The organism is Streptomyces sp. P9-A2, from assembly GCF_036634175.1.
Lineage (GTDB): Bacteria > Actinomycetota > Actinomycetes > Streptomycetales > Streptomycetaceae > Streptomyces > Streptomyces pratens.
In genome coordinates, this window is the sequence record NZ_JAZIFX010000001.1 from 4,953,282 (window position 1) to 4,976,315 (window position 23,034).

Consider the following 23,034-nt stretch of genomic DNA (forward strand, 5'->3'; position numbering starts at 1 on the left):
GCGGCAGACGGCGATGACTCACGGTATGCGAGCGGATGCGCACAGACCTCACCTCGATGGCGACAGGGACTGGCGGGACACCGCCACTCGGTACGCCCTCCTTCCTCTGCGGATCTTTCTGGGCGTCACCTTCATCTACGCGGGAATCGACAAACTCACCGACAGCGCGTTCATGAAGGACGCCGGGGCCGGGTCGATCGGCGACATGATGCGGGCCGTCCGTGATTCCTCGGCCATTCCCGCACTGGTCGACATGTCCCTGGAAAGTCCGGTTGCCTTCGGGTACGCCATCGCCTTCGGCGAGTTGGCCGTCGGGATCGGAATCCTGATCGGTCTGTTCACCCGACTGGCCGCCCTCGGCGGTGCGCTGATCTCCCTCAGCCTGTGGCTGACCGTGAGCTGGGCCGCCGAGCCCTACTACTACGGCAATGATCTCCCTTACCTCGTGGCCTGGACTCCTCTGCTGCTCGCGGGTGCTCCCCTCCTCTCCGTGGACGCCGCCCTACGATCGCGACGAAGGCGGCGGGTGGGGGACTACCGGTAGTACCCGGTAGAGCCCGCTCCTCGAACGGGCGGCTCCACCCTCTTCACCCCGCCAGGCCCGCCGGGCCCCGCCCGGGCGGGGCAGGCCGCCCGTCCGCTCCGGCGCGGTAGGCCACCCGCATCGAGCTCGGCCCGCCTTAGCTTGGCGTTTATGCTGCCTGCCGCTTTGGGGCGGACTTCGCAGTGTCCGTTTTGCTTTGTTTTCCGACGGGGTGCTCGCGGGCTCGGTGCCTGTTCTTCGAGCCCGCCGGCCGACCGGGGCCTGCCGTGCCGGATTTCGGCGCGCCGGCCGGCTGAGGCGTCTTCTCGTGGAGGCGGCGAAATCCTCGGCGGACGCGGGCAGGGGTGAGGCGGCCGGGCCGGGCGGATCGTTCCCAGGGCCGACGGAGGTCCTCGGCCAGGGGCCGGGCGAGGCGGAGCTGGGTGTGGGCGGAGATGATCAGCCAGGTCCAGCGGTCCGCCGCCTCGGGGGTGCGGAGCTTCGGGCGGGTCCAGCCGAGCGTCTGCTTGATCATCCTGAAGGTGTGTTCAAGATCGAATCTTCGCAGGAACGACCGCCAGAGCCGGTCCACATCCGCGGCCGTGGCGTCGACGCCCGACCACCACAGCCACACCGGTTTGGGGGCGCGGTCCCCGGGCAAGCGATCGACCCGCAGGCGGACCACCGTGCCTGATATGACCGGGAGTTCACCCTTGGGGTAGTCGGCCCATGCCGAGCGTCGGCTCAGCAGCGGATGCAGCCGGTCCCAGGCGGTGGCGACGGCCTGACCGTAGCGGCTGGTCGCGCTCGTGGTGGTACGGGCCGGTGCGGGCCAGGTGGCCTCATCCTCGAACTTGAACTCCGCCCCGCGCTTGGGCTTGCGCCCGACCTTGCCCGGCGGTTGCGGCGGGGGCGGGAAGTACAGGACGCGGTCCGAGCGCATCCGCCCCAGCAGCTCCACCGGCAGGTCGGCCAGCAGGAAGGCGAGGCGGGTGACGTCGTAGCCGGCGTCGAAGACGATGAGGACCGGCAGGTCGCCGTCCTGGACGTGCCCGGCCGTGCGCAGGCGCTCGATCACCTCGCGCAGCTGCGCGGCGGTCACGGCGGTCTCGTCGTCGCCCGGCCCGAGCCGGACCGCGTCCAGCAGCGCGGTCCAGGAGGTGCGGCCCGGCTCCAGGGCGGCGACGATCGAGTACGGCCACCCCGGGATCATCTGCGCCGAGCCCCTGCCCCGGCCGTAGGTGTGGCAGAACAGCCGCTCCGCGCTGGTGGCCGCATCCGGCCGCAGCCAGTTGCTGACATCGCAGGCCAGCACGATCCGCCCGTCGGCCGCGCGTGGCAGCGGCAGGCCGCTCAGTGTCCGGCGCAGCCGCGCCACCTCCAGCCGCCCATGGTTCAAGGCTCCGTACAGTGCGCCGTGCCCGCGCCGGTGCTCGGGCGCCAGCGACAGCTCGACCAGCGTCTTGACCGGTCCGTCCGTGCACAGCAGCGCGTCGGTCAGCTCGAACAGCGCATCGGCGCGGGCGGGCAGACAAGCGTAGAAGTCGGTCCGGAACCGGGACAAGGCGGTCAGGGACTCGACGTGGGCAGCATCGTCCAGCAGACTCACCCTCACGGCCTTTGTTGTGATCAACGTCGACTTCAGCGAGAAGACATGATCACGCAAAGGCCGCCCTGCTGTCTGTAGAACGACGAGGCCCGTGGTCAGCTCAACGAGCTGACCACGGGCGGAGCTTAAACGCCAAGCTTAGGGCTCGCAGAGAAACAACTTGTGGGTTTCCGGACTTGATGCCGCAGGTCAGCGCGCCGCCCACCCGCATGTTGTTCTCCGGCAGACCCTTACGACCTCACCCGCGATAGTGAGCGGGCTCCCGACGCCCTGCGGCTTCGCCTCCGGCGTTGTCGTCGGTCGCGATGGCTCCGCCATCACTCCCTCCTCCGCCTTGGAGGCGAAGCCGCATGACGCCGCTCGCTGATCCACTCCCCATCGCGGGTGAGGTCGTTACCGCCCGCTCCATCGGCCGGGTCGCCTCGCCGGCCTCGCCAGGTCGCCCCATCAAGTCGCCCCGCCAAGCCGGTTTGTCGGGTTCTCAAGTGGGGGACTTGGCGCGGGGACTCCGAGTGTCGGAGCGTTTGTGCCGCCGTATCAGTCCTGTCACCGCGGACACCGATCCGGCCAGACACAGACCGCCCGCGACGACGGGGATCACGACGAACCACGGCGTCTCCCAGGCACCGCCCGCGTCGCCTGCGTAGAGCACGGCGGCGAGGGTCAGGAAGAGGCCGGCGATCAGCCTGCCGGGCTGGAACTCATGACGTAGCACGGCTCACCTCCGCCTGTCCCGCACCGACCTGGAGGTCCAGGTCGAGGGTTCCCGTCTTCTTGACACCCGCGGGAGGAAGCAGGGTCGTCTCCTTGTGCTTGCCCGGTGCCACGTCCACGTCCTTCTGCTTGTCGCCGGGCAGTTGGATGTCGCCCACTCCCACGTCGATGCTGAGCTTCACGGTCATGCCCTCGGGCACGATCACATGGATGCGGCCCACGCCGACGTTCGCCCGCGTCGACACGGTCTCTCCCTCGGGTATCCGTGCCTCGGACAGATCCAGGGTGCCGGTGCCGGTGCCCAAGTCGTAGACCGGGCGTATCTGGGCGGCCGAGGCGGGCTCCCAGGTGGTGCGCATCCACTCGGTGCCGATGTCCTTGGGCACGGCCGACGAGGCGGCGAGCAGCCCCGCGGTGATGACCGCCAGGAGGATCGACCCTGCTCCGGTGCGGCCCAGGAAAGCACTGACCGCCAGGCCGATGCCGAAGATGGCGAGCGCACACGCGAGACCGGTCTGCAGGCTGGTGCCGAGTGGCTGCGTCTCCCAGGTCAGTCCTGCGCCCAGGCCGGCCGCGAGCAGGGCGAGCAGGAAGATCCAGCCGCCGATCCAGCGGGGGCCGCGCGGCTTCGCCGCCAGGTGCCGGGTGGACGAGTCGTGGCGGGCGGAGGAGTGGGGGTCGAGTCTGACGTTGATCGCGGAAGCGATGTCCGGGGCCCGGGAGCCCTGGGGTCCCCACAGATAGCCCGTGCCGCCGATGTGCGTACCGTCCTTGACGATGGGGTCGCGCCACCACGAGGAGAAGGCGGCGGGAACCGGCGGTGCCTGGGGCTCCGGCGGGGCGTCGGCGGCGGCCTGGGCGGCGAGGGGGTCAGGGCTGGGGGTACCGCGCTGCCGCGACCAGTACCCGGCACCGGCGAGCAGCAGGGAGAGCATCACGGCGAAGCTCAGCACCCCGCCGTTGTTCAGCATGGTGAGGAAGACACCGCAGCCGACCAGCGCGAAGAGTATGGCTGCCAGCGTGTGGCCGTCGACCCGGCCGGTCAGCAGCCTGCGGATCTCATTCTCCTCTTCGCCCTCGTACGGGACGAGGAGCCAGGCGAAGCCGTAGAAGATGAGGCCGACGCCACCGGTGGCGGAGAGCACCGCCAGCGTGATGCGGAAGATCACCGGGTCCATGTCGCACTGCCGACCGAGCCCGGAGCACACTCCGCCGAGCATCTGGTGCCGGCGGTCGCGCCGGAAACGGTGCGGCGGCTCGGGCACGGGCGCCTCACCGGGAGGGCGCGGAGCTCCGGCGGAGGCGGTCTCCCCGGCAGACGTACCGCCTGTCGCGCCCGAGGCGGACGCGCCCTCCCGCGGCCCGGCGCCCTCGGAAGGGCGCGGGCCGGAGCCGGGCCCCGGACCCGTCGCGGCGTGCTGGTGATCTGTCATGAGTCCATGGTGACGGGCGAGCCGCCGGGACGGCAGTCGGGACGACCCTGGCCGGACCCTGATATCGGCCCTGAGAGGCGGCCGGGGAGCGTTCGAGGGGCCGGACCCCCGGAGATCAGGGGAGTCTCCGGGACCGACCCTGATGCCTCGGAACCAGGGGCCGTGTGACCATCATTGGCATGTCGGAAGCCGCAGCAGCGCCACTCGCAGAGCCGCGGCCGCCGCGCAAGCTCTACCGCAGCAGTGACGGACGCTGGCTCGGTGGTGTGGCGCGGGGGCTCGCCGGACACCTCGGGCTGCCCGTGATCTGGGTACGGCTCGTCTTCGTCGGCCTGTTCATGGCCGACGGCCTGGGCACACTGCTGTACGCCGCCTTCTGGTTCTTCGTACCGCTCGGGGTCGGCGGAGTGGACGCACAGAAGCCGCCCACGCCGGTCGCGACCGAGAGCTCGCCGGACGGCCGGCGCAGACTCGTCACCCGCAGACCGGACAAGGGCCAGATCGTCGCCCTGCTCCTCATGGTCGTCGTGGCCATGGTCTTCGTCGGCAATGTGAACCTGTCCAACGGTGCCAGGGCCTACCTCTGGCCGACCGTGCTCGTCGGCGCGGGCGTCGCCCTGGTCTGGCGGCAGGCGGACAACGCGCGCCGGGCCCGCTGGGTCGAGGTCGGCAGCCGCCGCCGCACGATCACCCTGCTGCGGGCCGGCGCCGGCGTACTGCTGGTGACGGCCGGTGTGTCGGGCATTTTCGTCCTGCGGGGCTCCGGCGCCCACCTCGCGTCGGTGCTCCAGGCGGCCCTCGCGGTCCTCGTCGGGATCACGCTCCTCGCCGGTCCCTACCTCGTGCGCATGACCCAGGACCTCTCCGAGGAACGGCTGATGCGCATCCGTGCCCAGGAGCGTGCCGAGGTCGCCGCCCACGTCCACGACTCGGTGCTGCACACTCTCACCCTGATCCAGCGCAACGCCGACAGTCCGGGCGAGGTGCGCCGGCTCGCCCGCGCCCAGGAGCGCGACCTGCGCACCTGGCTCTACAAGCCCGAGGGCACCGGCAAGGACGAGGCCGACGAGCCCACCACCCTCGCCGACGCCATACGGCGCAATGCCGCGGAGGTGGAGGACAAGCACGGTGTCCCCATCGAGGTCGTCGTCGTCGGCGACTGCCCGCTCGACGAGAAGACCGGCCCGCAGATGCAGGCCGCGCGCGAGGCGATGGTGAACGCGGCCAAGTACGGTGGCGAGGGGGGTGCTGTACAGGTCTACGCCGAAGTCGAGGGAAGGACGGTCTTCGTGTCCGTCCGGGACCGCGGCCCCGGTTTCGACCTCGACTCGATACCCGCCGACCGCATGGGTGTCAGAGAATCGATCATCGGCCGCATGGAGCGCAACGGCGGCACGGCGCGGCTGCGCGCGGTGCCGGACGGCGGCACGGAGGTCGAGCTGGAGATGGAAAGGGCGGAGAACACGTCATGAGCGAGCCGAACGAGCCGACCGAGCCGAACGGAACGGCGGGACCGGCCGGCCAGGCCGCCGAGTCCGCGCAGTCCACCGGGGGCGCCGGACGCCATGTGCGGGTCGTCCTCGTCGACGACCACCGCATGTTCCGCACGGGCGTCCAGGCCGAGATCGGACAGACCGAACAGACCGGCGTCGAGGTGGTCGGCGAGGCCGCGGACGTCGACCAGGCGGTCACGGTCATCACCGCGACCCGGCCCGAAGTCGTCCTCCTCGACGTGCACCTGCCCGGTGGCGGCGGCGTGGAAGTACTCAGGCGCTGCGCCCCGTTGATGGGCGACACCGAGCGGCCGGTCCGTTTCCTCGCACTGTCCGTCTCGGACGCGGCGGAGGACGTGATCGGCGTGATCAGGGGCGGCGCCCGCGGATACGTGACCAAGACGATCACCGGGATCGACCTGGTCGACTCGGTCTTCCGGGTCCAGGAGGGCGACGCCGTCTTCTCCCCCCGCCTGGCCGGCTTCGTTCTCGACGCCTTCGCCTCGACCGACGCCCCGCCGCTCGACGAGGACCTCGACCGCCTCACCCAGCGCGAGCGCGAGGTGCTGCGGCTCATCGCCCGGGGATACGCGTACAAGGAGATCGCCAAGCAGCTCTTCATCTCGGTGAAGACGGTCGAGTCCCATGTCTCGGCGGTGCTGCGCAAGCTCCAGCTTTCCAACCGCCACGAACTGACCCGCTGGGCAACGGCCCGCCGTCTGGTGTGACCAGCTGCTGGGCGAGTAGGCGCTCATTTCATCAGGGCGGACCCGCCGGGAGGAGGGGCTGCATGCTGCTGCGTTTCCGTACGGTGAACGTACGGTCACTGCGCGACGAGCAGGAGCTGTCCTTCGTCGTATCGCCGGACGAGGAGTCCGACGCGGCGCGGACCGTCCAACTGTCCGACGGCAAGCGGATGGGGATCTACCCGGTCGTCGGGCTCTTCGGGCCCGACGCCTCGGGGAAGTCCGATGTCATCACCGCGTTGTTGCTCGCAGGGGCTGTGAGTTACGGATGAGCGGAGACGGTGAGTTCGAACCACACCGTCTTGCCGATTCCGCACTCCCTTCTCGCCGCACCCCAGTCGTCCGACAGCTTCGCCACCAGTTCCAGGCCCCGGCCGGATTCGTCGTCCAGGGCTGCCCTTGTCGGTGTCGGCAGTGTGCTGTTCGCGTCGGTCACCGTGATGCGGAGGCGGTTGTCCGTGAGTTCGCAGCGGGCCCGGATCTCACGGCCGACCGGAGCCTTCGCGTGACGGTAGGCGTTGGTCATCAGTTCACCTGGTACAAGTCCAGTTATAGCGACAGTCAGGGAGGTGCCTGCGTCGAAGTCGCCCCCTGCCCCCACACCGTCCACGTCCGGGACTCGAAGCTCGGGTCCCGGAGTCCTCGGTTCGCCGTCGCAGGAGGTGCCTGGACCGTGTTCGTCGCGTATGCCCGTACCGAAGCTTGAGCTTCGAGGGGCGAGCCTCGGGATCCGAGCAGCGGCGGCACCCGGAGGAACGTCGTACGGGAGGCTCCGTCGGTCACTCTGCCTCGCGCCGCCGCCCTCGTCCGCGAAGCCGTCCTCGCTGCCCGCGACCGTCGGCAACCGGCCACATCCTGTCCGGAGCCGGTGCCGCACCCGTAAGGAACCGGCCTTCGAGCTGCCTGAAAGTGGCTCCCGGTCCCAGACCGCCCTCAGGCCACCCGGGCGGCTCCCGCGAAGGGCATTTCGGTGAGCGGGGCGATGCGGACCGAGGAGCCGGAGTTCGGGGCGTGGATCATCTGCCCGTTGCCGATGTAGAGGCCGACGTGGGTGATGCCGGAGTAGAAGAAGACCAGGTCGCCGGGGCGGAGTTCGGACCGTTCGACGCGGCGGCCGGCGTTGATCTGGGCGTAGGTCGTGCGGGGCAGGGACACGCCCGCCGAGCGGTACGCGGCCTGGACGAGGCCCGAGCAGTCGAAGGTGTTCGGGCCGGTGGCGCCCCAGACGTAGGGGCTGCCGAGCTTCTGGTAGGCGTAGGAGACGGCGTCGGCGGATCGAGGGCCGGGTGCCTGGGCGGTGACGGAACCGGGCGCGGAACCGGGCGCGGAGGTGGGGGTGGCGGGGCCGGTGCGGTCCGTTCCGCCGTCGGTGAGTTCCGTGCGCTGCTCGGGTGTCAGCCGGGACAGCAGACGGCGTGCGGCGTCCAGCTTGCCGGTGACTGTCTTCTTGTGCCGTTTCAGCTCTGCCTGGCGGGAGGACAGTGAGGTGAGTTCGAGGCGGGCGGCACCGCGTAGTTGCTCGATCTCGCGGAGTTGCCCGCGTACGCGTCCCACCGCCGCGTTCTGGCGGCTGCCCGCCCGTTCGGCGAACGCGGCGCCGTCCAGGTAGCCGTCGGGGTCGTCGGAGAGGACGAGCTGCAGGGCGGGGTCGAGGCCGCCACTGCGGTACTGGGCCGCCGCGACCGTTCCCAGCGCCGTCCGTGCGGAGTTGAGCCGGTCCTCCTCGCGGGCGGCCTCGTCCTGCAGGTCGTGCAGCCGCTGCCGGGCCGACTCCGCCTTCTCCTTCGCACCGTTGTACTTCTCGGTGGCGGCCTCCGCCTCCTGGAACAGCTTGTCGGCCTCGGCCTTGACCTGTCCCGGTGCCGGCTGGGGCTCGGCGTGCCCCGTCCCGTCGAATCCGGTCGCGGTGGCCGCGCCGGCCAGGGCGAGAGTGACGGCCCTGCGGGTCCTGCCGCCGCCCAGCAGGAACTGTCTGGGCTTGCGGTGTGCTGCCACGTGGACTCCACGTCCTTTCCCGACGACCGCCCGGTCCGTGTGCACGGCCGGCCGGAGGCTCGGCCGCCGCGCCTTCCGGGCGATGGTGTCCGGCTGCCGCCCCTGGTCCGGGCAGCGGTGGGGAGCCGGTCACCTGGTGGAGGACGCTATTCCGGGTCCGGACGACCCGGTGACGGGTTGATCGGAAATGACAGGAGCGGATCGTTGAGTGAATGCGGGAGACCGAAGGCGCAGGGCACGGCCGTCGCCTTCCGTCAGCGCGATGATCAAAGCGCTGAATGAGGGGCGGGGCGGTGGGCCTGGGTGCTATGCGGCGCGCCGGGCCATGAGGCCGACGGGGCAGGGTGGTGTCGGCTGGGGGACGGGGGCCTCGTTAGGCTCCGGCTCATGGACGTACTCATCCACCTCTTCGTCGGCCTGCACATCATCGGCATCGCGTCGCTCCTCGGTGGCTTCCTCACCCAGATGAAGGCGATGGGGCAGGGCACCGCACGCTTCGTCCCCGCGATGCTGCACGGTGCGCTGACGATGCTGGTCACCGGTGTGGTCCTGGTCGGGCTGAACCAGGCGCAGGACTATTCCGTCGACAACATCAAGATCGGTGTCAAGCTGGCCCTGCTGATCGTGATCCTCGGCCTGGTCTACGTGAAGCGGGACGACGAGAAGGTGGACAAGGGCCTGTTCGGCCTCGTCGGCCTGTTGACCACGGCGAACATCTTCATCGCCGTGCTGTGGACCTGACGGGTTCCCGCACGGGTCCGGACGTGATCGCGGCTCGCGCCGAGGCCACCGCCCCGACGGCGACCACCAGCCAGACGGCCACCGCGACCCACAACAGCACACGCCCCAGGCCCTCGAGCCACGGGACGCCGACGGCGGTGGACGCGCCCAGCGTCGCCGCCGCCGTCATGCCCAGGGGGAACACGGTCGCCCAGCGCCGCGTGTCGTACCGCGGCCGCGGCCGGACGGCCTCACCGACCAGCAGTACGCCGTACCAGGCCAGGTCGAGCACCAGCAGGTCGACGGTCATCACGCGCAGGACACCGAGGTCGTCGTCGTTCCACAGATGCAGCCGGGCGCTGTCGGCGACGAGCAGCTCCGCCCCGGCGAGCGCCGAGATGGCAATCGCACCGCCCGCGACCCAGTGGTCCCCGGCCCCCTCGGTCACCTGCCGCAGGTCGAAGCGGAACAGGGCGATGGCGTAGAGCACCAGCCCGGACCAGAACAGCACCAGCGCCACCCGCGCGAGCCAGGTCGCCGACTCGGCCGCGGCGAGCGTCGCGGCCAGGACGGCGAGCCCCTGCGTGGCCACACAGCACAGGAACACCGATCCGGGCATGCGAGGCTGCCGGCGTCGTACGACCAGTACGAGCAGCGCAGGCCAGAGCACCGCGGCCGGCGCGAGCAGCGCCCCGGCGAGCGCGTCGTGGCCCAGCGCGGACACCTGTGCGCCGAGCACGGTCGTCGCGGCGACCGCGGTGAGCGTGGTGAGCGCACCGGGTGTCTCCGCCTCCGGGATCCATCGCTCGCGTTCCCGCAGCAGCCGTAGGACGAACTCCGCCGCCAGCCCCAGCCAGGCGGCGCAGGCGAGCACGAGGAAGATCCGCGAGAGGATCTCCCGCCCCGCCAGATGCAGGGCCGTCGACACGATGCCGGTCGCCATCACGGCGGCACCGGCCGCCGGGGAACGCTGCGCCCACCAGGCGCGGAAGGGGTAGGCGGGAGGGGTGGGCATGGGCCGATGCCAGAAGAGCCTGCCGTGCCGGAAGGGGCGCCGCGCGGTGACCGTCCGGGCACTGAACATATGGCGTCAACCGTGCCTTACGGACCGAATTCAGGGCCTTTTCGCCTCCGGTGGCGCGAGAGCCGGACAGGCGAGAGACCGTTGGGCCGGAGACGACCGGCTTGAACACGGCCTGCTCGGCCCGCAGCAGCGCAGCCTCGGCCGGCGAGTTCGTGCACGGTGAGTGGGGAGATGCCGAGGGAGGGAGATGCCGAGGGAGGGAGAGACGCCGAGGGTTCCGGCGGGGTGCGGTGTTCGGATCTGCCGTGCTGGGATTCAGGACCTCGAAAGCCTCCTCCTCGCGGGTCCGAGAGGGTTTTTTGCTCACCTGGTCGACTGTCGGACAGTATTCTTCCATAAGCGTGAGGTCAGGTATGCGTCAGCGCTGCCTGGAAGAGGCTCGCCAATACGCGAGTGCGTGAGAACCCCGTGTCGAACCAGCTGCCGAGGAAGAGAGTCAAGAGTCAGATGCGCATCAATGAACAGAGCGCTGATCGCAAGCCGCCCGGCCGCGCCCCGGCCACACCCCAGACACCCGGTGTCGTCCCTGCGGGCCTTCTCGCTCTCCAGAGCACTGCGGGAAATGCGGCCGTCGTGCAAATGCTCCGCCAGGCCGGCCATACCCGGGCCCCGGCGGAGCAGCACCAGCACGGAGCGGGCTGCGGTCATCAGCAACAGCCCGCCGTGCAGCGTTCCGCGGTCCACGATGTCCTGCGCGCCGGGGGCCGGCCCCTCGACACCACGACCCGTACCGACATGGAAACCCGGCTCGGAGCCGACTTCTCCGATGTCCGTATCCATAACGACAGCGCCGCGAAGGCTTCAGCCGCCGAAGTCGGCGCCCGCGCCTACACGTCCGGCAGTCACATCGTCATCGGCGAGGGCGGCGCGGACAAGCACACCCTCGCCCACGAATTGACCCATGTTGTTCAGCAGCGCGAGGGACCTGTCGCAGGAGTCGACAACGGGGCGGGGTTGCGCGTGTCGGATCCCTCGGACCGATTCGAACGTGAAGCCGAGGCCACCGCGCGGCGGGTGATGTCGGGCCCGGCCGTTACCCGACTGGATGTTCAAGGCGCGACGGAGCGTCAGGCACCTGTCGGTGCGCAGGTCGTGCAGCGGGCGCCCGACGTCCAGGATTTCCTGAAGGACGACCACTGGGCAAAGCGGGCGGCCGGACTTCCGAAGCAAAATCCGCGTCCGACGTCGAAACCGCGCTTGCTGAAGGAGGTTCTCGCGGAGACCGGGCCCGCGCTCCTGGATAAACTGAGGAAAAAGTATACGAACACGACCGCCAAGCAGCGCGCAGCCATGGGTCAGTTGGAAATTTTCAGGACCATGGAGATCGATGAATGCGAGGCGATAATGCACTGGTGGAACAGTGATCATCAGCGCAACACGGCCGACTGGATGAAAAAGAACAGGGATGATCCGGAAGGTATCGCCGCCCGATTCAAGGAAGAAGCCTCCATGGAGGAGCCAATGATTGGCGTCATCCCGGTGAAGAACCATCTTGGTGATGAGGGGCAGGCCCGCACCTATATCGATGACAGGCGCCCGGGAGAGCAAGCGCTGATGAAGTTCACATTGAAGCCCGGAGTGCATGAAATTCTTTTCGACTCGGAGCACATGGCGGTTTCGGGAGAAAGTAATAATCGCACCCCCCAGAGCCTCAGAAATATTGCCGGGGCGAAGGGCGGTTCCATGCCCGAGGCTTCTACTGGTGAGGGCGTACTGGGCGGGCATATCGGACTGAAGCAGGAGAAAAAGGGGGATTTCAGTTTGAGTGTGGGTGACAGTGACGCCTCTCGGCTGCTGTTTCAGCAGTTCCTCACGAAGGTTGAGATCGTCCCGGCCTGATGGCCTGATGGCCTGATGGCCTGATGGCCTGATGGCCTGACGGCCTCACGGAGGGCGTAGCTGTGACGTTCCTCCGGTCTGCCGGGTGATGGACAACCGCGCTGGCGCCCGCCGGCGGAATCCGGGCGGGCTTCAGACGGCTTTTTGGGTAATCGGTGGCTCGCCCGACGTGGTGTATCGCTGGGCCGAGCTGGGCCGCCGCTTCCTGCCCCGCGGAAGTCCCGGACCGGCCGCCCGGCTGCCGCCTCTTCACCGACCAGTAGGCCTCACGAGGTGTCCGCGAAGACTCCTGCGGCCCGGCGGCAGCGGACCTCGGCAGCTCCGGCCCGGTCATCGGTTCTCGAACCGGGCGGTCTCGCACCGTCACGCCCGATGTGCGTAACCGGAGGGACGCACAAGGTGATTCCGGCCGAGGTTGTCCAGCGCCCCCGCCATGCCATGCACCCGTGGGGCACCCGTGGGGCGCACGAATGCCCTGAGCGGCGGCGGCGGGGGGCGCTCGGCGAAGCGGTTCTCGTCGGTCTGTCGCAAGTGGCGAGTCGACGACGGATCGCTGAGAGTCCGACAGGTCCGAAGTGGTCCCTCGCGGGGATCAGGCCGGGCGGACCACGCTGTGGATCGACGAGTCGCCGTCGTAGAAGATCGACTCCTCGCGGACGTAGGTGCCGGGCTTCGGCGCGTGGATCATCATGCCGTTGCCGATGTAGACGCCCACATGAGTGATGTCGTCGTAGAAGAAGACGAGGTCACCGGGCTGGGCCTGGGACACAGTGACCGTGGTGCCTGCCTCGACCTGGTCGTAGGTGGTGCGGGGGAGGGAGACACCGGCGGCCTTCCACGCGCCCTGGGTCAGGCCCGAGCAGTCGTAGGAGCCGGGACCGGTGGCGCCCCAGACGTAGGGCTTGCCGATCTGCGCGCGGGCGAAGGCGAGGGCCTTCTCGGCCTTGGTCGCGTACGAGGAGCCCGTCGAGGCCGGCGGTGCGGTCGACGTGGAACCCGAGGAGCCGGAAGCGCCCGAGGAGCCGGAAGTGCCGGAGGGATCGGAAGTGCCGGAGGGGCCGCTCTCCGCCTGCTGCTGTTGCCGTGCCTCCTCCTCGACCTCCTGTCGCTCCGCCTGCTGCTGGGCGAGCTCGGCAGCCTTGCGGGCGGCTTCTTCCCGCTTCTTCTGCTCGGCCGCCGCGAGCCGCGCCTTCTCCTCGGCGGTCAGTTTCGACATCAGCTCACGCGCGGTGCTGAGCTTCTTCTGGACCGTGGCCTTGGCGGTCTTCAGGTCGTCCTGCGACTCGGTGAGCGTCGTGAGGCTCTCGGTGGCCTCCTTGCGCTTCTCCATCGTCTCGGACTGCTGGGTGACGTAGTCGTCGACCGCCGCCTTCTGGCGGCCGGTCATCCGGTCCATCAGCTGGTTCCGGTCGAAGAAGTCCTGCGGGGAGTCCGCGAGCAGGAAGGTCGCCGTGTCGGGGACGCCGGCACCGGTCCGGTACTGGGCGGCGGCGAAGGAACCCAGCTCCTCCCGTGCCTCGTTGAGCGTCTGGGTGCGCTTGGCCACGTCGTCGAGGAGGGCGTCGGCGCGCTTGCGCTGCTTCGAGGTCTTCTCCTTGACCGCGTTGTACTTCTCGGTCGCCGACTCCGCCTGGCGGTACAGGTCGTCGACCTTCTTCTCCACCTCCTCCAGGCTCGGCCGGTCGTCGTCCGAGGGGGCGGCGTCGGCCGTCTGGGAGAGGAGGGCCACGGAGGTGAGGGCCGCCGTGGCGAGAGCGGGGGTCCGTATGCCGGTCACGCGCGTACCCGGGGTGCGCGAATTGCGGTGCGACGCCAAGGGAGGCGACTCCTTCCAACGTTCTGCCGCGGGGGAGCGGCGAGGGCTCCCCCGCCGTCCTGGCTCCAGGGGATTCGGGAGGGGTGCGGGCGGGTAGGCCGGAAGGGCCGTCCTACGGCTGCTCCGGGGAAGGAGCGGGCCGATTCACCCCGGGTTCCCGGTGGGTTCCCGGCTCCGGCTGCCGCGGCGGCAGTGACGGACTCGGCGGAAGCCGCTCGCCCGGCGGGGTTCGCCGGTGGGGATCGCACGGCCCGCCCGAACCGTAGCCAACTCATGTGCCTCATGTGAAGGTTGATGGGTGATATGCCCGATACGTTTTCGTGACCTTCTTCGTCACGTCACCCAGGGTGAGCGCGTGATTCTTGAGGGTGGACGCACGTCCGGTCACCGGACGCGGGGCGGTGGCGAGCGCCGGAATACGGGGATGTTCCCGGGGTGGCCGCAGGTTGTCAGTGGGGCGCCCTAGACTCGGAGGGCGATGAGCAGCCTCTTTGACGACAGCTTCCTGGCGGACCTCCAGGGCCGGCGCGGCCCCGCGGACGAACCCCCGCCGCCACCCGAGGACGATCATGTGCCGGAGCAGGTTCCGGACGATCTGTTCGGCGGGAAGTTCGACGTGTCACCGGACCGGGACACCCACTACCGCGACGGCGCCCCGCGCCCGGTGCTGGACCCCGCGGCCCTCCTGGAAGGGCTGAACGACAACCAGCGCGCCGCCGTCGCGCACTCCGGCTCCCCGCTGCTCATCGTGGCCGGCGCCGGCTCCGGAAAGACCCGCGTCCTCACGCACCGCATCGCGTACCTGCTCGCCGCGCGGAGTGTCCACCCGGGCCAGATCCTGGCGATCACCTTCACCAACAAGGCCGCCGGCGAGATGAGGGAGCGCGTCGAGCAGCTCGTCGGCCCGCGCGCGGGCGCGATGTGGGTGATGACGTTCCACAGTGCCTGTGTGCGCATCCTGCGCCGCGAGAGCAAGAAGCTCGGTTTCACGTCGTCGTTCTCCATCTACGACGCCGCCGACTCCAAGCGCCTGATGGCCCTGGTCTGCCGTGACCTGGACCTCGACCCGAAGCGCTACCCGCCCAAGTCCTTCAGTGCCAAGATCAGCAATCTCAAGAACGAGCTGATCGACGAGGAGGACTTCGCCGCACAGGCGGGCGACGGCTTCGAGAAGACCCTCGCCCAGGCCTACGCGCTCTACCAGTCGCGGCTGCGCGAGGCCAACGCGCTCGACTTCGACGACCTGATCATGACCACGGTCAACCTGCTCCGGGCCTTCCCGGACGTCGCCGAGCACTACCGCCGCCGTTTCCGGCACGTCCTCGTGGACGAGTACCAGGACACCAACCACGCCCAGTACGCCCTCGTGCGCGAACTCGTCGGCCCCGGAGAACACCCCGCCGAGCGCCCCGGCGAGCACCCCGGCGACGTGCCGCCGGGCGCGGACCACCTGCCGCCCGCCGAACTGTGCGTGGTGGGCGACGCCGACCAGTCGATCTACGCCTTCCGCGGCGCGACCATCCGCAACATCCTCCAGTTCGAGGAGAACTACCCCAACGCGACGACGATCCTGCTGGAACAGAACTACCGCTCCACGCAGACGATCCTGAGCGCCGCCAACGCCGTCATCGAGCGCAACGAGTCCCGCCGCCCCAAGAACCTGTGGACCAACGCGGGCACCGGCGCGCAGATCACCGGATACGTCGCCGACACCGAGCACGACGAGGCCCAGTTCGTCTCCGACGAGATAGACCGGCTCACGGACGCGGGCAAGGCCAAGGCCGGCGACGTCGCCGTCTTCTACCGCACCAACGCACAGTCCCGTGTCTTCGAAGAGGTCTTCATCCGGGTCGGCCTGCCCTACAAGGTGGTCGGCGGCGTCCGCTTCTACGAGCGCAAGGAGGTCCGGGACGTCCTGGCCTACCTGCGGGTGCTCGCCAACCCCGAGGACTCGGTGCCGCTGCGCCGCATTCTCAACGTCCCCAAGCGGGGCATCGGTGACCGCGCGGAGGCCATGATCGACGCCCTCTCCCAGCGGGAGAAGATCAGTTTCCCCCAGGCGTTGAAGCGCGTCGACGAGGCGTACGGCATGGCCGCGCGCTCCACGAACGCGGTCAAGCGGTTCAACACGCTGATGGAGGACCTCCGTACGATCGTCGAGTCCGGCGCGGGCCCGGCGACCGTCCTGGAGGCGATCCTCGAACGGACCGGCTACCTCGCCGAGTTGCAGGCCTCCACCGACCCACAGGACGAGACCCGGATCGAGAACCTTCAGGAACTCGCCGCTGTCGCCCTGGAGTTCGAGAAGGAGCGTGGCGAGGGCGCGGTGACACCGGCGACACCGGGGGCCGCCGCCCCGGGGAGCACGCTGGCCGACTTCCTGGAGCGGGTCGCCCTGGTCGCCGACTCCGACCAGATCCCCGACGAGGACGAGGACGGTTCCGGCGTCATCACCCTGATGACCCTGCACACCGCCAAGGGCCTGGAGTTCCCGGTCGTCTTCCTGACCGGCATGGAGGACGGCGTCTTCCCGCACATGCGCGCCCTGGGGGAGACCAAGGAGCTGGAGGAGGAGCGGCGCCTGGCGTACGTCGGCATCACGCGCGCGCGTGAGCGGCTGTATCTCACCCGCTCCACGCTGCGCAGCGCCTGGGGGCAGCCCTCGTACAACCCGCCCTCGCGTTTCCTGGAGGAGATCCCGGCCGCCCATCTGGAGTGGAAGCGGACGGGCGCGACGGCGCCCGTGTCCTCCGGACCGGTGTCCGGGGTGGCGGCTTCGCTGTCGTCGTCCCGGTCCCGCTCGTCGGCGTCGGGCGCCTCCGGCTTCGCCACGCGCAGGGCCGCCGAGAAGCCGGTGGTGTCGCTGACGGTCGGGGACCGGGTCACGCACGACCAGTTCGGACTCGGCACCGTCGTCGGGGTGAAGGGCACGGGCGGCAACGCCGAGGCGACGGTCGACTTCGGGGACACCAAGCCGAAGCGGTTGCTGCTGCGGTACGCGCCGGTCGAGAAGCTGTAGGCCGAGAAGCCGTCACCGGGAATCCGATCCGGCACACCCGGAGCCCTCGCGGCCACTGAGCGGCGAGGGCCCGCGGGCGGCGCGCAGGACGAGGCGGTGCGAGGGCCGGGCGGGGGGACGGTCGTCCGCCCGGGATCGGTCCGACGGCCGGTCCACGACGCTCGGCCGGTTCTGCTTCCGGGACGGGCTGCCCGCCGGCCACGGCCGGCTCTGCGACGGCAGGATGGTTCTACGACGGTCAGACGGTTCTGTGGCGGCCGGCCTGCTCTGTGACGGTCGGTCGGTTCTGCGACGGCAGGGTGGTTCTACGACGGCTCGAGGCCGTGGCTGCGGAACCAGGCCAGGGGATCGATCGCCGATCCGCCGGCCGGGCGGACCTCGAAGTGGAGGTGCGGGCCGGTCGAGTTGCCCGAGTTGCCCGAGAACGCGATCGGCTGGCCGGCCTTCACCGTCGTGCCGGAGGCGACCTGGTAGCTGGAGAGGTGGCAGTACCAGGTCTCCGTGCCGTCCATCGCCGTCACGATCATCATGTTGCCGTAGGCGCTGTTGTACTGGGTGCGGACCGTGCCGTCGGTCGCGGCCATCACCGTCGCGCCGTACGAGACGGGGAAGTCGATACCACTGTGCACGGACATCCAGTTGATGCCGGACTGACCGTAGTAGGCGCTGAGGCCGTGCTGCGCGACGGGGAGCGCGAACTTCGGACGCAGCCGCTCCTGGCGGGCCGCCTCCTCGGCCGCCGCCTTGCGGTCGGCCACCTGCTGTGCCTTCAGGTCGATGCGTTCCTGGGTGCGGCTGGCCCGGTCGGCGAAGTCGCCCGCCCCGGCGGAAAGGATCTCGAGCTGGGTGTCGAGCTGATTGTTGGCCACGGCGGGCTGTACCGGCTGCGTGTCCGCGGCGGCCTTCGTGGTCTCCTGACCGCCGCTTTCCTCCGCGAGATCGCCGACCGAGGCCGCCGCGATACCGGCGACCCCCATGACGCACGCCGAGGGTACGGCCACCGTCAGCAGCGCGGAGCGCTTGGCGGGCGTACGGCGGCGGGAACGGGAGCCGCTCCGCGAGGCCGCGCGCGGCGAGGGGACGGGGATCGACTCCTCCTGCTCGTCGAGCAGAGGGGTCGTGGCGGGCGGTTCGCCGGTGTCGCCCGAGGCGTCCTGGTGAGACCTGTACGGGTCGTCGCGGACGTTCTCATAGGAGTCACGGCCGGAATCACCGGATTCCCGCGCGGGAGTCCGGGAATCGAAGGCGGGGTGATCAGGAGCCTGCGGATCGATGTCCGGGGCGGTGGAGACGGCGGACGCCTGTGGAGCGGGATGCTGTTCGAACGTGGCCGTGGCCTGCTGGTCGAAGGGCACCGACTGGTGTTCGTAGGGGTCCGCGTAGGCGTCCGGGGCCGGTGCGACCGCGTTGCCGTCGGAGTTCCACTGAGTGGCGTCATGGGCGCCGGTGTCGAAGGTCTGGGTGCCCCAGTACCACTGCTGGGTCGGATCGGCGGCGCTCTGGGTCTGGTCGGGCCGGAGCCACGCGCCGGAGTCCCACTGGCCGCTCGCATCGGGTGCCGTGGCCTGCTGTGGCACCTCCGGTGCCTGCTGCTGCCCGGTGGTCCAGGCGGTCGCGTCGTAGCCGCCGGTCTCGTAGCCGCCCGTGCCGTAGCCGACCTGCTGCTGAGCCGCGTACGCGTCGTAGTGCGCGGTGTCGTGGCCTGCGGTGGACCACGTTCCGGTGGCATTTCCGGTGGCGTACGGCCCCTGGTCGTGGCCGGGGAGGTCGGCGAAGAGGGGGTCGGCGGAGAAGGCCGCATGGGTGTGGCCGCCGGTTTCCGGGCCCATGGGGGCAAAACCGTTGGCGTCGTAGCCGCCGTACATGGTGAAGTCGCCGTACTGGGCTTCCGGGGTGCCGTACGGCGCGTAATGCGCCGACGAGGTATCGGAAGCCGGGGCCGGGGCCATGGTCCCCGACGGGTGACGGTCGTTCACCAACTTCTCTTTCGCCTCGACAACAGGGGCTGCCAGAGCAGTGCGGCGACTGTACCCGGCGGTATGCGGGCGCGACAATCTTCTGCAGGTTTCACGCGCGCAGGAAACGGGCATTCGGTTGCGTTTTGGCGGCGCTCAAACACGGTCTTGGCTTTGTGTTCGAAACCTGTTCGAGATTTGTTAGGGGTCACGCCCTCAAGACGGCCGGGCGGGGCTGTCGTTGTTCGGGTGGGCGCGTGATGTCGCGATGGTTGACAGGGCTGGATGATTCGGGCGTGTCGGACGGGGCGAGGGCCGGGCGACCGTCAGGCCGTCCGCGCGCGACCGGCGACAGGCTCCCCGGGATGCGCCGTGTCCAGTGCCTGCCGTATACCCGAGGCCACGGCGGGGTGCACGGGCAGGGCGAGGTGGCCGACGCCGCTCACCCGCACGTTCTGCGCGATGAGGTCCTGGTGCTCGACGCGAGCCGCTTCCAGCGGGTCCATGATGTGGTCCAGGTCGCTCCAGAAGGCGACGAAGTGCGTGCGGCAGCCGGGTGCGGGGCGGGTGAGCTCCTCGATCACCGGTGAACCGGGGCGCATCTGGCGCACGATCGGGTGCGCGTTGGCCAGCGGCGCGACGCGGGTGCCGGAATGCGGGGTACCCAGCGTGACCAGGGTCCGTACACGGCTGTCACCGCCCAGGCGCTGCACGTAGTACCGCCCGATCAGTCCTCCGAGGCTGTGCCCGACGACATCGACGCGGCTGCTGCCGGTGCGCTCGCACACTTCCTCGATGTGCCGGCCCAGCAGTTCGGCCGCGACGCGGATGTCGCACGTCAGCGGAGAGTAGTTGAGCGACTCGACCCGCTGCCTGCCGTGCTGGGCGAGACTGCGGCGCAGCAGCACGAACACCGAGCGGTTGTCGATGAACCCGTGCAGCAGGACGACCGGGGGCCGGGCCTCCGTCGGCAGCTTCGCGGTGCCGTCCGGTGCGGGAGGCTCGGGGATCGTGTCCCGCCGCTCCTGCGCCATGCCGACGGGATAGAGGAGGGCGTGGCCCGCGAGGATCGCGAGTTCCAGGGCGGTCGCTTTCAGCAGGGCGGTGGAAAGAACCGCCGGCCGGTTCGGCGCCAGGCGCCGGCAGAGCGGCAGAAAGGGAAGTGCTGCCTCGGTGACCTTCATGGCCGACCTCCTGTCGGCACACGGAGGGACAGCTCCGTCCCCCGTGTGCCCTCATGGGGCGTCGCGACGAAAGCGGTCGACGCCGCGCGCGGCAGGCGCTCGGTGCGGCCGCGGTGTACGGCGGCCTCGTCGCGAAATCCCTTATGCGCATGTTCCCACTGATGCCCGTGTGACGCATGGGCGCGAGGTTCGGATGCCGAGGCCCCGCAACGGTGCGCGGTGAACATGTCCCTCCGTGTGATTTCCCCCTCGGTCCGCACCGTGAAACCGCCGGTTGCGGGATGCTGGCGATAACGTTCGTTCACTTCCCCGGCCGGTTCGGCCGGGGCGCCCGTACCGCGGTGGCGCCGTCGGTGCGGTGAGCGGCGGAGTGTGCGGTACTCGTGAGGGGTACCGGACGACTGATATGTGCGCTACGTGTCGGTACGGATGGATGGAGGCGCTTCATGGAGGCAGTGATGGGTGTGGCAGCCGGTCCGATCCGCGTGGTGGTGGCCAAGCCGGGGCTCGACGGCCACGACCGCGGGGCCAAGGTGATCGCGCGCGCCCTGCGCGACGCCGGTATGGAGGTCATCTACACCGGGCTTCACCAGACCCCCGAGCAGGTCGTCGACACCGCGATCCAGGAGGACGCCGACGCGATCGGTCTGTCCATCCTCTCCGGCGCGCACAACACGCTCTTCGCGGCGGTGATCGACCTGCTCAAGGAGCGGGACGCGGCGGACATCGTGGTCTTCGGCGGCGGGATCATCCCCGAGGGGGACATCGCACCGTTGAAGGAGAAGGGCGTCGCGGCGATCTTCACTCCGGGAGCCACGACCGCGTCGATCGTGGACTGGGTCCGCGAGACCGTACGGCATCCCGCGGAGGCATAGGGCCCGCCGTGAGGCATAGGGCCCGTCGTCCGGACAGGCCGGGTTCGCGGGGCCCGGCACCGCGCCTCGGGCGCGTCGCTGTCGCCCCCGAGGCTCCGCCCTGTGGTGGGCGCGCGGTCCGGGGCCGGGTTCGGGTTCGGCGGGCCGTGCCGGGGAAAGTGCGTCAGGACTGTGCGGCCGGGCTCAGTTCCGCCAGCATCGCGGCGCGCAGGCGCAGGGTGGTGACCAGCCGCTGGAACGCCTCCGACCAGTAGCCACCGGCACCCGGTGAGGCGTCCTCCGCCTCGTCGGGTACGGCCAGGAGCGCATCCAGGTGGCTCGCGTCCAAGGGCTCGAGGCAGCGCTCGGCCAGGCCCATGACACCGCTGAAACTCCAGGGGTAATTCCCCGCGTCCCGTGCGATGTCGAGCGCGTCCACCACAGCCCGCCCGAGGGGCGGCGCCCACGGCACCGCACACACACCGAGCAGTTGGAACGCGTCCGGCAGTCCATGTGTCCCGATGAACCCGGCCACCCACTCCGCCCGTTCGGCGGCAGCCAGAGTGCCGAGCAGTTCGGCGCGTTCGGCCAGGGACACCGCCCCCGGGCCGCCCGCCTCCGCGGCGGAGGGCTCGCCGAGCAACGCCTGTGCCCACTCGGCGTCCCGCTGACGCACCGCCGCGCGGCACCAGGCCGCATGCAGCTCGCTCCGCCACTCGTCCCCGACCGGCAGGGCCACGATCTGCTGCGGTGTACGTCCGCCGAGCCGGCGCGACCACGTACTCAGAGGTGCCGCCTCCACCAACTGCCCTAGCCACCAAGACCGTTCACCACGGCCCGCGGGGGCCTTGGCCACCACACCGTCCCGCTCCATGCCCGCGTCGCACTCGTGCGGGGCCTCGACCGTGAGCATGGGAACGTCCCGCATATGGTCCACGGCCACGCATGCCCCGGCCCGCACCGCCATGCGCCGCGCGAGGGCCGAGCCGGGCAGCGCCGACAGCAACTCGGCGGCCGTCGCCCGTACGTTGCGGCTGCGGTCGGCGAGCGACTGCTCCAGGAACGGTTCGTCGTCCGGGCCGAGGCGGGTACGGAGCGAGTCGAGGAACATCAGCCGGTCCTCGGCCCGCTCCGTCGCCCAGGTCGTCGCGAGCAGTTCGCGTGCGGCGGCGGGCTCGCGGGAGCGCAGCGAGGAGAGCAGGGCGACCCGCTCCGCGAAGAGGCCCTCCTGCCAGAGCCGCAGGACTCTCTCCCTGTCCCCGGGCCCCGGCAGCGACGTGCCCCCACCCGGTGCCGAGCGCAGGGCGAACCGCCAGTCCGGGTTGAGGCGGGCCAGCCACAGGCCTCGCGGTCCCGCGAACCGCAGGGCCGCCGGCCGCAGATCCGTACGCCCCCGCGCGGCGTCCAGCAGGGCGGGCAACGCCGGCGGGGGCGCCGCGAAACCGTGGGCGTTCGCTGCCGCGAGCCACTGGGGCAGCAGTTCCAGCAGATCCGGTGCCGCACCCCGGCGGCCACCGCCGGAGGCGCCGGAACGGTCGGTGAGCAGCGTCGTCAGCCGGCGGGCGGCGGCCGGCGGCAGTTCGGGGCGCGGGTCCTCGGGCGCCGGCCGCGGACGCTCGGCCGCCCTGGCAGGGCGCAGCCCGGCCCGGCGCCGTACGGTCGCCACGGCCGCCGCGTCCAGCAGGACCGCCGGGGCGTTCGCACCGGGCGCGGAGCCCGCCGGAGTGCGGCGGTCCGTCCCTAGCAGGGCGGTGGTCACGAGGTCCTCCCAGACGTCCGGGAGGGACGAACCCGACGAGGTCACCGAGTCCGCCGGGCCCGATACGTCCGGGGCGTCCACCGAGCCTGTCGGGCCCGCCGATTCCGACGAGGTCGCCGGGCCCGGTACGGCAGGGGCGTTCGCCGAGCCCGCGGTGTGCGGGGCGGGGCCGGAGGGAGTGGTGGCGTGCGGGCCGGACGGTGCCGCGGCGGCGACGGTCCTGTTCATCGGATTCCTTTCCGGCGGGTGTCCGCGAGCAGCCGGGGGGTCTCGCGCATCGGGTGTGCGGCG

Annotated in this window: 18 protein-coding genes and 1 pseudogene; 9 read left to right on the forward strand and 10 right to left on the reverse strand. The window is 70.5% G+C overall.

Annotated elements, in window-relative coordinates:
• The first annotated feature begins 13 nt into the window (after positions 1–13).
• Positions 14–544: a DoxX family protein gene (locus V4Y04_RS22695; RefSeq protein WP_332430160.1), complete on the forward strand. Its 531-nt coding sequence runs from the start codon at positions 14–16 to the stop codon at positions 542–544.
• 148 nt (positions 545–692) lie between these two features.
• Here the strand turns inward: V4Y04_RS22695 and V4Y04_RS22700 are convergent, their stop codons facing one another.
• The 3 genes from V4Y04_RS22700 to V4Y04_RS22710 form a co-directional block, all read right to left on the reverse strand.
• Entirely contained in the window at positions 693–2,132 is a 1,440-nt protein-coding gene (locus tag V4Y04_RS22700; RefSeq protein WP_443080198.1) for an NF041680 family putative transposase, read from the reverse strand.
• Between the two features lie 481 nt (positions 2,133–2,613).
• The gene (locus tag V4Y04_RS22705; RefSeq protein WP_332430161.1) at positions 2,614–2,847 is read right to left on the reverse strand and encodes a hypothetical protein; all 234 of its coding nucleotides are present in this window, start codon (positions 2,845–2,847) and stop codon (positions 2,614–2,616) included.
• On the reverse strand, positions 2,834–4,279 hold the full coding sequence (locus V4Y04_RS22710) for a PspC domain-containing protein (protein WP_332430162.1): 1,446 nt from the start codon (positions 4,277–4,279) through the stop codon (positions 2,834–2,836). The genes V4Y04_RS22705 and V4Y04_RS22710 overlap by 14 nt, the downstream gene beginning before the upstream one ends.
• A 179-nt stretch (positions 4,280–4,458) precedes the next feature.
• On the opposite strand from V4Y04_RS22710, the gene V4Y04_RS22715 reads away from it, so the two are divergent.
• From V4Y04_RS22715 to V4Y04_RS22725, 3 genes are all read left to right on the forward strand, one after another.
• Positions 4,459–5,751 (forward strand): ATP-binding protein, encoded by a 1,293-nt coding sequence (locus tag V4Y04_RS22715; RefSeq protein WP_332430163.1) that lies wholly within the window; start codon positions 4,459–4,461, stop codon positions 5,749–5,751.
• Positions 5,748–6,500, forward strand: coding sequence for a response regulator transcription factor (locus tag V4Y04_RS22720; protein WP_332430164.1), 753 nt, complete (start codon positions 5,748–5,750; stop codon positions 6,498–6,500). The genes V4Y04_RS22715 and V4Y04_RS22720 overlap by 4 nt, the downstream gene beginning before the upstream one ends.
• Positions 6,501–6,562: 62 nt before the next feature.
• Positions 6,563–6,790: a hypothetical protein gene (locus V4Y04_RS22725; RefSeq protein WP_332430165.1), complete on the forward strand. Its 228-nt coding sequence runs from the start codon at positions 6,563–6,565 to the stop codon at positions 6,788–6,790.
• On the opposite strand, the gene V4Y04_RS22730 is transcribed toward V4Y04_RS22725, so the two are convergent.
• Positions 6,781–7,044, reverse strand: a complete 264-nt coding sequence (locus V4Y04_RS22730) for an ATP-binding protein (RefSeq protein ID WP_332430166.1) — start codon at positions 7,042–7,044, stop codon at positions 6,781–6,783. The two genes, V4Y04_RS22725 and V4Y04_RS22730, sit on opposite strands and share 10 nt — an antisense overlap.
• On the opposite strand from V4Y04_RS22730, the gene V4Y04_RS22735 reads away from it, so the two are divergent.
• Positions 7,024–7,224 (forward strand): DUF397 domain-containing protein, encoded by a 201-nt coding sequence (locus V4Y04_RS22735; RefSeq protein WP_332430167.1) that lies wholly within the window; start codon positions 7,024–7,026, stop codon positions 7,222–7,224. The genes V4Y04_RS22730 and V4Y04_RS22735 overlap by 21 nt on opposite strands.
• Positions 7,225–7,451: 227 nt before the next feature.
• Here V4Y04_RS22735 and V4Y04_RS22740 read toward each other — a convergent pair whose 3' ends face one another.
• Positions 7,452–8,513 (reverse strand): C40 family peptidase, encoded by a 1,062-nt coding sequence (locus V4Y04_RS22740; protein ID WP_332430168.1) that lies wholly within the window; start codon positions 8,511–8,513, stop codon positions 7,452–7,454.
• A 387-nt stretch (positions 8,514–8,900) separates the two neighbouring features.
• On the opposite strand from V4Y04_RS22740, the gene V4Y04_RS22745 reads away from it, so the two are divergent.
• Entirely contained in the window at positions 8,901–9,254 is a 354-nt protein-coding gene (locus V4Y04_RS22745; protein WP_332430169.1) for a hypothetical protein, read from the forward strand.
• On the opposite strand, the gene V4Y04_RS22750 is transcribed toward V4Y04_RS22745, so the two are convergent.
• A complete protein-coding gene (locus tag V4Y04_RS22750) occupies positions 9,232–10,248 on the reverse strand; it encodes a tellurite resistance/C4-dicarboxylate transporter family protein (RefSeq protein ID WP_332430170.1) in 1,017 nt (338 codons plus the stop codon). The genes V4Y04_RS22745 and V4Y04_RS22750 overlap by 23 nt on opposite strands.
• 516 nt (positions 10,249–10,764) lie before the next feature.
• On the opposite strand from V4Y04_RS22750, the gene V4Y04_RS22755 reads away from it, so the two are divergent.
• A complete protein-coding gene (locus tag V4Y04_RS22755) occupies positions 10,765–12,156 on the forward strand; it encodes an eCIS core domain-containing protein (protein ID WP_332430171.1) in 1,392 nt (463 codons plus the stop codon).
• 592 nt (positions 12,157–12,748) lie between these two features.
• On the opposite strand, the gene V4Y04_RS22760 is transcribed toward V4Y04_RS22755, so the two are convergent.
• A complete protein-coding gene (locus tag V4Y04_RS22760; RefSeq protein ID WP_332430172.1) occupies positions 12,749–13,972 on the reverse strand; it encodes a C40 family peptidase in 1,224 nt (407 codons plus the stop codon).
• Between the two features lie 478 nt (positions 13,973–14,450).
• Here V4Y04_RS22760 and pcrA point away from each other — a divergent pair, with 478 nt between their 5' ends.
• Positions 14,451–16,991, forward strand: coding sequence for a DNA helicase PcrA (pcrA, locus tag V4Y04_RS22765; RefSeq protein WP_332430173.1), 2,541 nt, complete (start codon positions 14,451–14,453; stop codon positions 16,989–16,991).
• A gap of 305 nt (positions 16,992–17,296) precedes the next feature.
• Here pcrA and V4Y04_RS22770 read toward each other — a convergent pair whose 3' ends face one another.
• On the reverse strand, positions 17,297–19,081 hold the full coding sequence (locus V4Y04_RS22770) for a M23 family metallopeptidase (RefSeq protein ID WP_332430174.1): 1,785 nt from the start codon (positions 19,079–19,081) through the stop codon (positions 17,297–17,299).
• Positions 19,082–19,264: 183 nt separating this feature from the next.
• Positions 19,265–20,130 (reverse strand): annotated as a pseudogene (locus V4Y04_RS22775) (esterase/lipase family protein); the annotation flags it as partial.
• Between the two features lie 458 nt (positions 20,131–20,588).
• Here V4Y04_RS22775 and V4Y04_RS22780 point away from each other — a divergent pair.
• Positions 20,589–21,005: a cobalamin B12-binding domain-containing protein gene (locus tag V4Y04_RS22780; RefSeq protein WP_332432960.1), complete on the forward strand. Its 417-nt coding sequence runs from the start codon at positions 20,589–20,591 to the stop codon at positions 21,003–21,005.
• Positions 21,006–21,168: 163 nt separating this feature from the next.
• Here V4Y04_RS22780 and V4Y04_RS22785 read toward each other — a convergent pair whose 3' ends face one another.
• Positions 21,169–22,971, reverse strand: a complete 1,803-nt coding sequence (locus V4Y04_RS22785; RefSeq protein WP_332430175.1) for a DUF5691 domain-containing protein — start codon at positions 22,969–22,971, stop codon at positions 21,169–21,171.
• Positions 22,972–23,034 lie beyond the last annotated feature (63 nt).

What these genes read in the sequence shown, in the direction of transcription:
- V4Y04_RS22695 (WP_332430160.1), top strand. Translation starts at nt 14, where the DNA reads ATGACTCACGGTATGCGAGCGGATGCGCACAGACCTCACCTCGATGGC.
- V4Y04_RS22710 (WP_332430162.1), bottom strand. Translation starts at nt 4,279, where the DNA reads ATGACAGATCACCAGCACGCCGCGACGGGTCCGGGGCCCGGCTCCGGC.
- V4Y04_RS22715 (WP_332430163.1), top strand. Translation starts at nt 4,459, where the DNA reads ATGTCGGAAGCCGCAGCAGCGCCACTCGCAGAGCCGCGGCCGCCGCGC.
- V4Y04_RS22720 (WP_332430164.1), top strand. Translation starts at nt 5,748, where the DNA reads ATGAGCGAGCCGAACGAGCCGACCGAGCCGAACGGAACGGCGGGACCG.
- V4Y04_RS22725 (WP_332430165.1), top strand. Translation starts at nt 6,563, where the DNA reads ATGCTGCTGCGTTTCCGTACGGTGAACGTACGGTCACTGCGCGACGAG.
- V4Y04_RS22730 (WP_332430166.1), bottom strand. Translation starts at nt 7,044, where the DNA reads ATGACCAACGCCTACCGTCACGCGAAGGCTCCGGTCGGCCGTGAGATC.
- V4Y04_RS22745 (WP_332430169.1), top strand. Translation starts at nt 8,901, where the DNA reads ATGGACGTACTCATCCACCTCTTCGTCGGCCTGCACATCATCGGCATC.
- V4Y04_RS22750 (WP_332430170.1), bottom strand. Translation starts at nt 10,248, where the DNA reads ATGCCCACCCCTCCCGCCTACCCCTTCCGCGCCTGGTGGGCGCAGCGT.
- V4Y04_RS22755 (WP_332430171.1), top strand. Translation starts at nt 10,765, where the DNA reads ATGCGCATCAATGAACAGAGCGCTGATCGCAAGCCGCCCGGCCGCGCC.
- pcrA (WP_332430173.1), top strand. Translation starts at nt 14,451, where the DNA reads ATGAGCAGCCTCTTTGACGACAGCTTCCTGGCGGACCTCCAGGGCCGG.
- V4Y04_RS22770 (WP_332430174.1), bottom strand. Translation starts at nt 19,081, where the DNA reads ATGCCCGTTTCCTGCGCGCGTGAAACCTGCAGAAGATTGTCGCGCCCG.
- V4Y04_RS22780 (WP_332432960.1), top strand. Translation starts at nt 20,589, where the DNA reads ATGGGTGTGGCAGCCGGTCCGATCCGCGTGGTGGTGGCCAAGCCGGGG.
- V4Y04_RS22785 (WP_332430175.1), bottom strand. Translation starts at nt 22,971, where the DNA reads ATGAACAGGACCGTCGCCGCCGCGGCACCGTCCGGCCCGCACGCCACC.